Here is a 14,127-nt window from a genome sequence, read left to right as displayed (position 1 = left end):
AGCAGCGGCGCTCTCTTCAGATAGCGCCGCTGCTGTTTTAGTTTAAAGTTGGAAACGCCTAAGCGTTAGCAGACATCTTATCCAGCGCGTCCATCACTTCTTTCACGTGTCCGCGAGATTCCTCCAGCAGTTGCTTCTCCTCATCGTTCAGTTGCAGCTCAATCACTTTCTCGATACCGTTCTTGCCAAGTATAACCGGTACGCCGAGGTACACGCCATCAATGCCGTACTCGCCTTCCAGTTTCACACAAACCGGGAACACACGGCGCTGGTCACGCACAATGGCTTCTACCATTTGGGCAGCTGCTGCGCCCGGGGCATACCAGGCAGAGGTGCCCATCAGTTTCACCAGTTCGCCGCCACCTGTTTTAGTGCGCTCAATAATGGCGTTCAATTTGTCTTCTTCTATCAGTTCTGTTACCGGTATACCGCCCACGGTAGTGTAACGCGGAAGCGGAACCATGGTGTCGCCATGGCCACCCATCAGCACTGCCTGTATATCTTTTGGAGACACATTCAGCGCTTCAGCAAGGAAAGCGCGGTAGCGGCCAGTGTCCAGAATGCCAGCCATACCCATTACTTTGGTGCGTGGCAGTTTAGACGTAAGGTGCGCCTGGTACGTCATCACGTCCAGTGGGTTAGACACTACAATGATAATAGCGTTTGGTGAGTGCTTTACAACATTCTCCGTTACTGACTTCACGATGCCCGCGTTGGTCGAAATAAGGTCATCGCGGCTCATGCCCGGCTTTCTTGGCAAGCCGGACGTAATCACGACTACATCAGAGTCAGCAGTGCGGGAATAATCGTTTGTTACGCCAACGGTGCGGGTATCATATAAGTTGATAGGTGATTTTTGCCAGATATCAAGCGCTTTGCCCTCAGCAAAACCTTCTTTGATATCCACTAAAACTACTTCATTTGCGATTTCGCGGTAAGCCAGCACATCGGCGCATGTTGCCCCAACGTTACCTGCTCCAACTACAGTTACTTTCATTTCAGATATGTTTTATTTTGGTTTGAGATTCGGTTAACTTCTGTAAATCTAAGAAAATCCAAGTATTAACAAGCGGCAATCTGCTTTTTCGTATCAGGTATCACTTTTCGTGTTAAGTACCACGAAGCACGTATCACGACAAAATCTTGAAGCGCATTAAGTGCTGAAGGAGCAACTGTATCAGCCCTTCTATTATATTGCCTAAAGCTTAACTTAGAAGTCGTGCTACTTAATACGTGCTACGTGATTCGTGAAAAAGCTACGGCTTACGCTGCATCGTGATTTCCACTACCTTCTGTGTTTTATCAGTTACTTTAAAGCGATTATCGGGACGCAGCCCCACTACCCAGGCAATGGATTGCTCAGATACTAATACCAGTGTTTGTGGCTTAAGGTTAGCCGGCACTTTCTTATCTATCAGTAAATCGCTGATTTTCTTTTTCCCGTTCATGCCCAAGGGTACAAACCAGTCGCCTTCCTGCCACGCACGCAACTTTAATGGGAATTTCAGCTGGTCTGCATCCAGGGCTGCTACGTGCGGCTTGGTGTTCAGTTTATAACTGGCGGCATCTGCATACCGAAAGCTGAAGCTCATGTTGCCTGCTTCTACAGTCGTTTCTCCCTCCGCTATCATTATACTCCCAAAGCTGCTGATGTTCTTCGGGGTAATCACCAACTGGTCGCGATCTTTTACGAGGGTGTGGGTGGGGGAGTCGAACTGTTTGCCTGAGATGCCCTCCAGTGCCGCTACCAGTTCCAGCACCACGCTATAGCTGAAGTTGTAGGGGCGCAGCAGTTCGTGCAGCACCACTGGCAGGCCTGTTGCCTGCTGCAGGGGGGGCAGCGCGATATATATAGCTTCTTCTGCTTCTTTTGTACATTGCTGGCGCAGCTGATCTATATAAAGAGCCACAATGGCCTCGGCATGGCTTACCCGCTCAGCCGTGTGCTGCATGGTTTCCTCTAGGCTCGGGTTTATTTCCTTCAGTACCGGAATTACATCATGTCTGATTTTGTTGCGCTGGTACTTGGTGGTTTCATTCGAGCTGTCTTCGCGCCAAATAAGTTTGTTGGTGGTTACAAACTCATAGATGTCGTCTTTGGTGACCTGCAGCAGTGGACGGATGATGTAACCGTTCTTTGCGGGAATGCCATGCAGCCCTGCAATACCGGTGCCCTTGGTCAGGTGCAGCAATATGGTTTCGGTTGTATCGTTGCTATGGTGGGCTATCGCAATGTAGTCATAAGCCTTTTCCTGCCTAATGGTTTCGAACCACTGATAGCGAAGGGTGCGGGCTGCCATCTGCGTGGATAGTTTCTCCTGCTGGGCAAAGGCGCGGGTGTTAAAATTCTCTGTGAAAAAGGGGACATCGTACTTTTTGGCCAGCTTTTTGACAAATAGCTGATCAGCCTCGGCATCCTCGGCACGCAGCCCGAAGTTGCAGTGGGCAATAGCAAAGGTATACTTCAGCTGGTGAAGCACTTCGCAGAGCACGATGGAGTCGATACCACCGCTAACGGCAGCTAATATTCTGCTCTCAGGCTGGCAGAGCTGATGGAATTGTATGAAACCTGAAACTTTCTGTAGCATAAAGCAGCGACTGGTAAATTTTTTCTAATTTTGAAATGAATAGGATGAAGAAAGATGATATGATAAAGGATGGAAGGTTTTTTCTTTCCACCGTCCTTTGCCTTGCGTCTTTTTGTCTTTTGTATAAAACTAAATGAATAGCACAAAACTACTGTTTTCCCTTGTCTTTACCCTGATGACCTTAACGGTTTTAGGGCAGCAGCGGCCACAGCCACCACAAGGGCAGGCAGAGAAAGTACAGTTACAAGGAGCTGAGGACCTGATAGGCGGTACTTTTAATGGCCGCGAAATCGTAAAGCTTATCGGCAATGTGAAGTTTAAACAAAACGATGCTCTGCTGTATGCCGACTCTGTGTACCAGTACCGTGACGACACCAATATGCTGGAGGCCTTTGGCAATGTCCGCATCAACCAGGCTGACACAGTTACCCTGACAGGTAACCATATGATATATAATGGCACAAACCGAACCGCTAAAATGACCGGCAACGTAGTCATGCGCGATCCGCGCATGACTCTGACCACGCCGAGCCTGGACTATGACCTGAATACTAAAACCGCTGTGTATACCGAGGGCGGTGTTATTGTGGACCCGGAAAACCGACTGGAAAGCCGCAGAGGCTCCTACGACCTGAACAATAAACTATATACCTTCCAGCAGAACGTGAAGGTGACCACCAAAGACTACAACATCACCTCTGAAAACATGAAGTATAACACGCTTACCAAAGTGGTGTACTTTCAGGGGCCAACTGTCATCAAAGGGCAGCAGGGGGATCTATATGCCGAAGAGGGCAATTACAACACACTCACCAAGATTTCTAATTTCGGGCGCAATGCCTACATCCTCACGCCTGAGTACCGATTGGGCGGAGACAAGTTGTTCTACGACCAGAACACGGGGTATGGATACGCAGAGCAAAATGTGACCTTACGGTCGCTGAAGGACGATGTGACGATATACGGCCAGGTGGGCCGCTACTGGCGCGGGAAAGGAGAAGCCAAGGTATACGGCAACCCGGTGATGGAAACTTTCCTGGACCAGGATACACTCTATCTGTCAGCGGATACACTTTACTCCCGCGAAGCGAAGGATGCGAAGGCAGCCAGTATGATTTATGCCTACCCAAACGTGAAAATTTTCAAGTCTGACCTGCAGGGAAAGGCCGACTCGCTGAGTTATAACCGCACGGACTCTTTGATGCACCTGAATATAGCGCCTGTGCTCTGGAGTGACAACAGTCAAATGGTTTCAGATACTATCCACATGGAGCTGCGCAACAAGACCATCGACAGGATGTATATGTACAGCAATGCCTTCATTTCCTCAGAAGACTCGCTGAAGAACTACAACCAGGTAAAAGGCCGCGACATGACGGCCTATTTCCAGGATGGCAAGATAAAGCGGGTGAATGTAAACGGGAATGGGGAAAGCCTGTACTATGCCTTGCAGGGAGACACCTTGATGACGGGGATGAACAAAGCCATCTGCAGCGACATGGTGTTAAAGTTTGCTGAAAATAAACTGAAGACAATTTCGTTCCTGGTGCAGCCAGATGCCAACTTTGTGCCGCCGCATGAACTGAAGGAAGAAGACAAAGCCTTAGCGGGCTTTACCTGGATGGCAGAGTTGCGACCTACGAAGCAGGAGGTAACAGGAAAGCGTGCTGTTGTGGTAAAGCCCTCGGAAACACCGAAACAGCAAGCTCCTACAGCACAGGCAACCGGGAAAAAGAAAGCGGCTAAGAAGAAAAAATGAATGTTTACTCGTTCATCCGGCCTATCTTAAATTCATTTTTGTAAATCATACTGATATTGCATAATTTTGCCTGTTCATGAATAAAGGCTTTTTAAATACCGTCGCACTTTTTTGCCTGTTATTGCTGGCCAGTGGCTGCAGCAATTTTCAGAAACTTCTGAAGAGTAACGATGTCACAAAGAAATACCAGGCAGCCCTCGAGTATTACGAGAAGGAGGAGTATTACCGTGCCTCTCAGTTGTTAGACCAGGTAACACCGCTGTTAGCTGGTACGGGGGAGTCAGAGAAAGCCCTGTTTTATCAGGCGCAATCGCATTATCAGCAGGGCAACTACATCCTGAGCGATGCGTATTTCCGTAATTTCTATACAACGTATCCGCGAAGCCCCTTAGCAGAGGAGGCAATGTATATGCAGGCGCAGTCGCTGTATCAGCAGTCGCCAAGTTACCAGGAAGACCAGACACCGACCATCACCGCTATCACGGCTTTTGAGGAGTTTGTTACGCGCTTTCCTAATAGCGAGAACGTGCCGGAGGCTAACAGTAGAATTGAACAACTCTACTTAAAGCTTGACAGGAAGGAGTTTAACCAGGCGCGTTTATATTACCAGTTGCGTTACTGGCGCTCCGCTGTGGTGGCTTTCAATAATTTTCAGCGGGAGCATGCTTCTTCTCCTTACAGCGAGGAGGCAGCTTTTCTAAAGCTTGAGTCACAGTATCGCTATGCGATGGAAAGTGTGGCAAGCAAGCAGGAAGAGCGCTTCGACGAGGCAGTAGACTATTTTCAGAGTTTTGTGGATCAGTATCCTGACAGCAGGTTTAAGCGTAATGCAGAGCAAGTCTACGATCAGGCAAGAGACGAGCTCGAAAAAATCAGAAAGAATACGAACAATCAAGCGAATTTATAAAGAATATACATATGGCATCAGTTTCATCATCTATCGTTACCCGCAACATGGCCGACTTTGCAGCGCAAACCGGCAACGTGTACATGTCTGTGGCAGTAATTTCTAAAAGAGCAAACCAGATTTCTGTGAAGCTGAAAGAGGAGTTGAACTCTAAGCTGGCTGAATTTGCCACAACTGTAGATAACCTGGAGGAAGTGTTCGAGAACCGCGAGCAGATCGAAATCTCTAAGTACTATGAGCGCCTTCCTAAGCCTACAAACCTGGCAGTAGAGGAGTTCCTGGAGAAGAAGGTTTACGTAAGAAACCCGAGTGAAGAGGAAACACAGGAGGACATCAACCTGTAATACAGGCGGATGCTGCAGGGCAAAAAAATCATATTGGGAGTTTGCGGAAGTATCGCGGCCTACAAAGCAGCGCTACTTACCCGTCTACTCATAAAAGCAGAAGCAGAAGTACAAGTCATCCTGACTGCTTCTGCTTCTGAGTTTTTAACCCCTCTCACACTGGCCACGCTTTCCAAAAGACCGGTGCTCAGCCAGTTTGTGAAAGACGACACAGGCACCTGGAACAACCACGTGGACCTCGGGCTCTGGGCCGATGCCCTGGTGGTAGCCCCGGCTAGTGCCAACACTGTGGCAAAATTTGCCAACGGCTTCTGTGATAATCTCCTGTCTGCCACTTATCTCTCGGCACGCTGCCCCGTGTTTGTTGCCCCCGCCATGGATTTGGATATGTACCGGCACCCGGCGGTGCAGGCTAATTTTGTAAAGCTGCAGGGGTATGGCAACCGCATCATAGAGGCAGGTTACGGCGAGTTGGCAAGTGGCCTGGTAGGGCAGGGGCGTATGGCCGAGCCGGAAGAAATTGTACAAGTACTTCAGAACTTCTTTGGAGGTGAATCAAAAATCGTTTAAAGGCAAAACAGTACTCTTAACGGCCGGTCCTACCCAGGAGCCTATAGATCCGGTTCGTTTTATCGGAAACCACTCTACAGGTAAAATGGGCTACGCCCTGGCGGAACGTTTTGCACAGCACGGCGCTATCGTGCAACTGGTAGCAGGCCCCACCAACCTCCATGCCCACCACATCAACATTACTGTTACAAACGTAACAACGGCCGACGAAATGTATGCCGCCGTACAGCAACATGCTGATGCCGCTGATATTCTTATATTTGCCGCTGCCGTGGCTGATTACAAGCCAAAAGTAACCGCAGAAAAAAAAATCAAGAAATCAGGGAACGAGCTGACGATTGAGCTGGTTAAGAACGTTGATATAGCAGCGGCGCTGGGACAGCGTAAAAAGCTGGGGCAGTTTTCAGTGGGCTTTGCCCTCGAAACCCATAACGAGAATACAAACGCCCGTGAAAAGCTGCATAAGAAGAATCTGGATATGATTGTGCTGAACTCCCTGAATGATGCGGGGGCAGGTTTCAGGCACGATACAAACAAAATTACTGTTATTGAACAGGAAGCCACCACCGCCTTTAAGCTGAAGCCGAAGAGCGAGGTGGCACAGGATATCGTAAACCTTATCTGGGACAGGCTACATGGTTAAGAAAGTATTTGTACTGCTGCTGTTGTTTTGTACGGCCTGGACTGCCAGGGCGCAGGAACTGCAGTGTGATGTAGTGGTAAACAGCGAGCAGGTACAGTACACCGACCGGCAGCTCTTCTCGGATATGCAGACCAGCATTTTTGAGTTTATGAACAACCGCCGCTGGACAGATCAACCTTACCAGCCGGATGAGCGCATTAAGTGCCGGGTGCTGATTAACCTGACGGCCATGCCGGAGATAGGAACTTTCCAGGCGAACGTGCAGGTGGTGTCGTTGCGGCCAACCTATGGCACCGGCTACGAGACGGTTCTTTTCTCGTTCATCGACAAAGACTGGACTTTTCAGTTCAACACCGCCCAACCACTTGACTTCTCTGAAAACAACTATACCTCCAACCTTTCCTCCATGCTGGCTTTCTATGCCTATATGATAGTGGGGATGGATAACGACAGCTTCGGTCGTTTGGGTGGCGCACCTGCCTTCGACAGGGCAAGAAACGTACTGAACATTGCTGCCTCACAAGGGGCAAGATATATAGGCTGGAAAGCCTTCGACGGCAACCGTAACCGCTATTGGCTGATCGATAACCTGCAGGACCCGCAGTTCCTGCCTTACCGCGAGGGCATGTACAACATGCACCGGCAAGGGCTGGACATTATGGCGCAGGACCCTGAAAAGGCACGGACAACGATGTTGGGTTTCTTAGCAGACCTGCAGCGCCTGCAGCAGCAAAAGCCAAACGCTGCCGTGCTGCGTGCTTTCTTCGATGCGAAGTCTGATGAACTGGTAAACATGTTCAAAACGGCTGCCCCTGCCCAGAAGCAGCAGGCTTTCACTGTCTTATCGCAGGTAGACCCCACCAACAACGCGAAATACGAGATTTTGCTAAAAAACTAAAATTTTTAGAATTCCGCTAAAACAGCGTATCTTCACGCACCCGGCAGCAAAGTCGGGTTTATACCTATATCCCTTATGGGCAAGCGGCAGGAACGCATTTTCAGGAATGACATAAAGCACCGTATTCAGGAGCTGCTGGTGCGGCAATCAGTGCAGGTGGTGCTACGCAGTAAAGTAGTTATAAACGGCTACATCATAAAGCTTACAGAAGAGGAGCTACACCTGAAAGACCACCGTTTTGGCCTGCACGAAATATCTTTGAGCGACATCGAAGAAATTATATATGATGTGGTGGCGGCGTATTAGTGAATTTTAGCCGGTTCTCTGGTAACAGGATGCTTTGGGAAGATGCAGTATGCCAGGCTTTAAAATCAGAAGTCGTTTTTCGTGTGTCATAATACTTGTGTCGCTTTTATTATCTTACATTTCAACAGAATTTCCGAACTTTAGCATAGGCAAAAAGTCTTATATCTTTTGTCTGCAAGTCTTTTGTCTTCACTCTTTATGCTGATAGATCTTAAAATAAAAAATTACGCCCTGATTGAGAAGCTGGAGATGCGTCCTTCGCCGGTGCTTAATATCATCACGGGTGAAACCGGTGCGGGTAAATCCATTATGCTAGGGGCCATTGGACTGCTGCTGGGTAACCGCGCCGATACAAAACTGCTCTTTAAGCAGGATGAAAAGTGCGTGATAGAGGGAGTGTTCGATATATCGAGCTACAACCTGCAGGAGCTTTTCACAAAAGAGGACCTGGATTTTGACAACCAGTGCATTCTGCGCCGCGAGATTAGCCCGAGTGGGAAGAGCCGTGCTTTTGTGAACGACACGCCCGTAACGCTGGACGTAATCAGGAAGATAGGTGAGAACCTGATGGACGTCCACTCGCAGCACGACACGCTGCAGCTCGGCGACACCAGCTATCAGCTGAACATTCTGGATATATATGCCGGTAACACGGCAGCCATGGGCAACACTACGTTTGATATATATGCAGGCAACCTGTCGTACCTGCGCAAGTACAACGAGCGCTACCGCCAGTTTAAAAAGCTGGAGAGCGACTACAAAAAGCTGACCGACCAGCTGGCGCAGGCCCAGAAGGAGCATGATTACCACGCTTTCCTGCTGAACGAGCTGGCAGAGGCGAACCTGCAGGAAAAAGAGCAGGAGGAGCTGGAGGAAGAGTTGAAGCAGTTGGAGAATGCCGAAGACATCAAGCTGAAGCTGACACAGGCAGTGCAGAGCCTCACGGAGTCGGAGTTTAATATCACCTCGTCTCTCAAAGACACAGCCTACCTTATCGGGCAACTGGCGCAATTCTCTTCTAAGTATGAGGAGCTGCGTACCCGCACCGAAAGCTGCATGATAGAACTGAACGACATCGCCGGGGAACTGGAGGACGCTGAGCGTAACACCGAAGCCGACCCGGAGCGGACAGAGGAGGTACAGGAGCGCCTGAACTTGATTTATACCCTACAGCGCAAGCACCAGGTGCTTACCATAGTTGAACTGCTGGGAATACAGCGTGAGTTGGAGGATAAAGTGGGCAGCGTTCTAAACCTGGACAATGCCATCGCCAGCACCGAAAAGGCTATGAAGCAGGCAGAGAAGGAGGTGCACGAAAAAGCAGCTATCCTGTCGGAGCGCCGCAGGGCGTCTTTCGATACTTTTGAGCAGGAACTGTATACTCTCGTTGCTGACCTTGGTATGCCAAACGCTCGCATCGTTATTCAGCACAACGAAGTTGCGCCAACAGCCACAGGTACCGATGATATTAGCATCCTGTTCAGCGCCAACAAAGGGGCACAGCCGCAGACGCTAATTAAGGCTGCCTCTGGTGGTGAATTCTCGCGCCTGATGCTCAGTATTAAGTATATGCTCGCAGATAAAACGGCATTGCCAACGATAGTTTTCGACGAAATTGACACCGGTATATCCGGTGAGGTGGCTGTGAAAGTGGGCAAGATGATGCAGCAGATGGCGCAGAAGCACCAGATTATTGCTATTTCGCACCTACCTCAGATTGCGGCTCAGGGCAACTCTCATTACTTTGTGTATAAAGAAGACACTGAAGAGCGAACCATCAGCCGCGTGCGGAAACTGGATGAGGAGGAGCGCGTGAATGAAATCGCACACATGATTGCAGGGGCCAACCCAAGCGCCAATGCCTATCAAAGTGCGAAAGAGTTGCTTTCACTCTAGAGAGATATGCTTATATTGCTGCCTTAAATGCCGTCATAAACAAACAACAACATAAAAAAGACATGTCCTATAATCTGCTAAAAGGAAAGAAAGGAATTATTTTCGGAGCCCTGGACGAGAAGTCTATTGCTTGGAAGGTAGCAAAGCGTGCCCATGAAGAAGGTGCCGAGTTCGTGCTGACGAACGCGCCGCTTGCCATGCGCATGGGAGAAATAAAGAAACTGGCTGAAGAGTGCAACGCCGAGATTGTGCCGGCTGATGCTACTTCTGTAGAAGACCTGGAGAACCTGTTCACCAAATCACAGGAAATTCTGGGTGGCAAACTGGACTTCGTGCTGCACTCAATCGGCATGAGCCCGAACATCCGCAAAGGCAAAACCTACGGAGACCTGAACTACGACTGGTTTCTTAAAACGCTGGACATCTCTGGCTTGTCTTTCCACAAGGTAATGCATGTGGCAGAAAAGCAGGATGCTTTAAACGAATGGGCTTCTATTGTGGCTTTATCGTATGTTGCGGCGCAGCGTGTGTTCCCTGACTATACCGATATGTCGCAGGCGAAGGCGGTGCTGGAGTCCATTGCCCGCAACTACGGCTACCGCTTAGGCAAGCAGAAAAATGTGCGCGTAAACACTATCTCGCAGTCACCAACTAAAACTACTGCCGGTACAGGCGTAGGCGGCTTCGATGCGTTCTTCGAATATGCTGATAAAATGTCGCCGCTTGGCAACGCCTCTGCCGAAGCCTGCGCAGACTACACCATCACCCTGTTCTCAGACCTGACGAAAATGGTTACCATGCAGAACCTGATGCACGACGGTGGCTTCAGCAACATGGGTATCTCGGAAGATATCGTGAACATGATTCAGAAGTAAATCTGAAGATTTGAAGATTTTGAGATGATTCTCCTTTAATAAAACAGAAAGGCCTTTGGTGCAACTGCACCAGAGGCCTTTCTGTTTTCAGAATCCTGGAGATGACGGATGTATATGTGCCCGCTGCAGATTTTTTCTTGTCTCGTAATTTTCAAATAGTAAGGTTCTTCGCTGCTTTTTTGTGATATTACTTTCTAAAAGAGCAGCCTTTATAAGTAGAAGGTCTGATTACTTCAATTTAGGAGTCATGCAACAGCTTCTCAAGCCGATATCCATTTATCCGCTTGTTTATTTTAGGATCCTGTTTGGGTTATTGATGTTCTGCGAAGGAATTGGCGCTGTGCTGATCAACTGGGTGCAGGAGCATTATGTGGAGCCTACTTACCATATTGGCTATATTGGCCTGGAGTGGATAAAGCCACTGCCAGGGTATGGCATGGTGTACGTTTACCTGCTGATGGCGCTGCTAGGCTTCCTAATAATGTTAGGCTGGCGCTACAAAGTCACCTCCTTTCTGTTCTTTCTGCTGTTTGGCTATAGTTTCTTCAGCGAAAAGACACACTACCTGAACCACCACTACCTTATTTTTCTGATGAGCGGGCTGATGGTGCTGTTGCCTGCACACCGGAAATTATCGCTGGATGTGCGGCGGCAGCCAGAACTGGAAGCCGATGTGGCACCACAGTGGACGCTGTGGCTCTTCAGGATTCAGTTGCTGTTCGTTTACTTTTATGCTGGCGTTGCTAAAATACAGCCTGACTGGCTGGCAGCTAAGTCGGTGAGCATCTGGATGTCGTACAAAACCCATTTTTACATCATCGGCCCTTACCTGAATACGCCTGCCATGATTTGGCTTGTTGCCTGGGGAGGTGTGATTTTTGACTTTCTGATAGGCTTTGCCCTGCTGTGGCCCCGCACCCGCATGGCTGCTTTCTGGGTGGCCTTTGTATTCCATATCTTCAACTCAGCAGTATTTCATGTAGGCGTGTTTCCGTATTTCATGATTGCAGCCAATGTGCTTTTCTTTAGCCCGGAGCAGATTGCCCGTTGGTTTTTCAGGAAAGAAGTCTCTCCCGCAGCCTTGCAGCGAATGCCCCTGAAACAGCCGGAATGGCAGCAGCGCCTGGGCATTCAGTTCTTTATTGTTTACCTGAGCTGGCAGTTGGTGTTCCCGCTGCGGCACTTCTTCATTCCCGGCGACGTAAATTGGACCGAAGAAGGGCACCGTTTCTCGTGGCGGATGATGCTGCGCACCAAAAGTGGAGCCGTGTACTACACCGTGCGTGATGCAGCCACGCAAAGAACAGAAACTGTAAGCCCTTCCACATACCTGGCAAAGGAGCAGCTAAAGGAGCTCCCGAAGCACCCCGATATAATATGGCAGGTTGCACAGATTATAAAAGAAGAGTATAAGAAGCAGGGAATGAAAAACCCAGAGGTATACGCTATCTCCAGGCTCAGCCTCAACGGTTATCCGCTGCACCCTATCGTGGATCCTAATGTTGATTTGGCTTCAGTGCCTTATACATGGGGCGCAAAAGAATGGGTAACGCCACGACCTGTTGCCGATGGCTGGCCCTGGGCAAAACAGGCTGTTTCTGAGGCGGAGGAAAGGTAAATCAACGTGCTATCGTACTCTTTTCGCTGTAACTAGCTTACCGCTCCAACTTCGCGTCCGGGTCTGTGGTTGGGCGTTGCGGAGCTTCTGAAACAGCCCAGCCGGTGGCATACATCCAGCGCGTCATCTTCGTTAGTTTCTCCAGATCAATGCGTTCTGCTTCATCCCGTGGGGTATGGTAGTCCGGGTGGAGGAGCGTTGTGAAGAAGATAGCGGGAATGCCGGCGCGGGCATAAGGCAGGTGATCGCTGCGGAAATACCATCCCTCCGGATGGCTCGCCTCATCCCAGGAAGTATCGACGGTGAAGTTTGTGAACTGCTGATTCGCCTGCATGGCCATCTCTACTAAAGCGGTGGAGTTGCGGTGTGGTGGTATGGCACCCAGCAAGGCGGCAGAATCAGGTGCATTTCGCCCAATCATGTCTCCGTTCAGCACGGCCACTATCGATTCTTTCTCCACCGTAGGGTGCTCTACATAATAACGGGAGCCAAGCAAACCACGTTCTTCTGCGCCATGCCACACAAACAGGGCGGAGCGCTTCCCGGGGTTTTGAACCCAGGCTCTGCCAATGGCCAGGAGCGCCACCGTAACAGAGGCATTGTCGTCGGCACCGTTATAAATAGAGTCTCCGTCTACAGTTGCCCCTATGCCATCGTGGTCGTGATGGCCGCTGAATAGCACATGCTCCTTCCGCAGTTCAGGGTCTGAACCGGGAGCCTTGGCCACCACGTTCATCGACGGGTAAGTATAGTTGTCTACTTTGATGTTAGCTGTCAGGTTTGCGCCTGACTTCTTAAGTGCGGGCGCTAAAGCAGCATGCACAAGCATGACAGGCGCAGCATTATTTTGCCGGTTGGCATCGCCTTCCAGCAGGTAGGTGCCCTCCTCAAAAACATGGGCTATAAAACCAAAGTCCGCTTCCGCTGTAGAGTCCGTCACCAACAGTATGGCGGCAGCCTTTTGGTTTTTCAGGGCGTTTGTTTGCTGGCGTAGCGCCGAGGCAACATAGCGGTAGTTCCACAGGCTCATTCCCGCTGCAGGCATGCGTGTTGGTGGCTGAAGCGTCATGGCCACTACTTTTCCTTCCAAATTTTGCCGGGCAGTATCTGCCAAGGCATTAAGCCATACAACAGGTGCTTCAATGCGTGCTTCTGTGGGTGATGTAAGCCACACTTGCTGCCACAGGGCAGCGGGTTTCCCGCTGATAGCCATGGTGCTGTTATCCGCTACGCGCGTCCGGCTGATGGGGAAAAACTGGAAATAGGTGCCGTCGTCTCCAGCAGGTTCTAAACCGGCTGCGCGTGCCTGCTCTGCTACCCAGGCAGCTGCTCTGAGTTCATCTACTGTTCCGGCTCTTTTCCCGCGCATGTCATCGCTGGCTAAGGTAAAAAGGTCTTCGCGCAATTCTGCTGTGCTGATAGCTGAAAGGGCTGGCTGACCTGGCGCAACAGTGCTGGTGGCAGAACCTGATGGGGTTTGGGTACAGGCTGTGGCGGCTACCGCAGCAGCAAACAGGTATTAGAGCATGTTTAAATTTGTAACGTTCTGATTTTTAGTCAATCCGGTTAAGAATGAGCTGACAATTCTGCCATAGTACCCATGCTTCTGCGCTTTTAGTGGTCTTTTCATGGTCTTTGTCGAGCCTTCTAGAGAAGTTGAACAGGCCGAAGGTCCTCTCGCTGACCCATCGCCACTTGACAGGCACAAAGCCTTCCGAGCCAG

At 49.8% G+C, this 14,127-nt stretch carries 13 protein-coding genes; 10 read left to right on the top strand and 3 right to left on the bottom strand.

Annotated features, from left to right (window positions below; genetic code table 11):
• Positions 1-58: 58 nt before the first annotated feature.
• A complete protein-coding gene (gene mdh, locus E1919_RS12350; protein ID WP_162053715.1) occupies positions 59-997 on the bottom strand; it encodes a malate dehydrogenase in 939 nt (312 codons plus the stop codon).
• A gap of 259 nt (positions 998-1,256) precedes the next feature.
• Positions 1,257-2,588 (bottom strand): tRNA lysidine(34) synthetase TilS, encoded by a 1,332-nt coding sequence (tilS, locus tag E1919_RS12345; protein ID WP_162053714.1) that lies wholly within the window; start codon positions 2,586-2,588, stop codon positions 1,257-1,259.
• 133 nt (positions 2,589-2,721) lie between these two features.
• Between tilS and E1919_RS12340 the strand changes: the two genes are divergently transcribed.
• The 10 genes from E1919_RS12340 to E1919_RS12295 all read left to right on the top strand — a co-directional run bounded on the left by E1919_RS12340 (position 2,722) and on the right by E1919_RS12295 (position 12,404).
• Positions 2,722-4,347, top strand: coding sequence for an OstA-like protein (locus E1919_RS12340; RefSeq protein ID WP_162053713.1), 1,626 nt, complete (start codon positions 2,722-2,724; stop codon positions 4,345-4,347).
• Positions 4,348-4,423: 76 nt separating this feature from the next.
• The gene (locus E1919_RS12335; protein WP_162053712.1) at positions 4,424-5,254 is read left to right on the top strand and encodes an outer membrane protein assembly factor BamD; all 831 of its coding nucleotides are present in this window, start codon (positions 4,424-4,426) and stop codon (positions 5,252-5,254) included.
• An 11-nt stretch (positions 5,255-5,265) separates the two neighbouring features.
• Positions 5,266-5,598: a DNA-directed RNA polymerase subunit omega gene (locus E1919_RS12330; RefSeq protein WP_162053711.1), complete on the top strand. Its 333-nt coding sequence runs from the start codon at positions 5,266-5,268 to the stop codon at positions 5,596-5,598.
• 9 nt (positions 5,599-5,607) lie between these two features.
• Positions 5,608-6,168, top strand: a complete 561-nt coding sequence (locus E1919_RS28050; protein WP_162053710.1) for a flavoprotein — start codon at positions 5,608-5,610, stop codon at positions 6,166-6,168.
• Positions 6,149-6,811 carry a bifunctional phosphopantothenoylcysteine decarboxylase/phosphopantothenate--cysteine ligase CoaBC gene (coaBC, locus tag E1919_RS28045; RefSeq protein WP_162053709.1) on the top strand — a complete coding sequence of 221 codons (663 nt, stop codon included), beginning with the start codon at positions 6,149-6,151 and terminating at the stop codon, positions 6,809-6,811. Before E1919_RS28050 ends, coaBC begins: the two co-directional genes overlap by 20 nt.
• A complete protein-coding gene (gene porD, locus E1919_RS12315) occupies positions 6,804-7,709 on the top strand; it encodes a type IX secretion system protein PorD (RefSeq protein WP_162053708.1) in 906 nt (301 codons plus the stop codon). The genes coaBC and porD overlap by 8 nt, the downstream gene beginning before the upstream one ends.
• A 75-nt stretch (positions 7,710-7,784) precedes the next feature.
• The gene (locus E1919_RS12310) at positions 7,785-8,015 is read left to right on the top strand and encodes a hypothetical protein (RefSeq protein ID WP_162053707.1); all 231 of its coding nucleotides are present in this window, start codon (positions 7,785-7,787) and stop codon (positions 8,013-8,015) included.
• Positions 8,016-8,213: 198 nt separating this feature from the next.
• On the top strand, positions 8,214-9,911 hold the full coding sequence (gene recN, locus E1919_RS12305; protein ID WP_162053706.1) for a DNA repair protein RecN: 1,698 nt from the start codon (positions 8,214-8,216) through the stop codon (positions 9,909-9,911).
• Between the two features lie 62 nt (positions 9,912-9,973).
• Positions 9,974-10,786, top strand: coding sequence for an enoyl-ACP reductase FabI (locus tag E1919_RS12300; RefSeq protein WP_162053705.1), 813 nt, complete (start codon positions 9,974-9,976; stop codon positions 10,784-10,786).
• A 247-nt stretch (positions 10,787-11,033) separates the two neighbouring features.
• Positions 11,034-12,404, top strand: a complete 1,371-nt coding sequence (locus tag E1919_RS12295) for an HTTM domain-containing protein (RefSeq protein ID WP_162053704.1) — start codon at positions 11,034-11,036, stop codon at positions 12,402-12,404.
• A 37-nt stretch (positions 12,405-12,441) separates the two neighbouring features.
• On the opposite strand, the gene E1919_RS12290 is transcribed toward E1919_RS12295, so the two are convergent.
• Positions 12,442-13,809: a M28 family peptidase gene (locus tag E1919_RS12290; protein WP_162053703.1), complete on the bottom strand. Its 1,368-nt coding sequence runs from the start codon at positions 13,807-13,809 to the stop codon at positions 12,442-12,444.
• Positions 13,810-14,127: the final 318 nt, after the last annotated feature.

Source organism: Pontibacter pamirensis (assembly GCF_010015475.1).
GTDB lineage: Bacteria > Bacteroidota > Bacteroidia > Cytophagales > Hymenobacteraceae > Pontibacter > Pontibacter pamirensis.
Note: the sequence above shows the minus strand (reverse complement) of the source record. Positions and strands in the feature narration are given on the sequence as shown.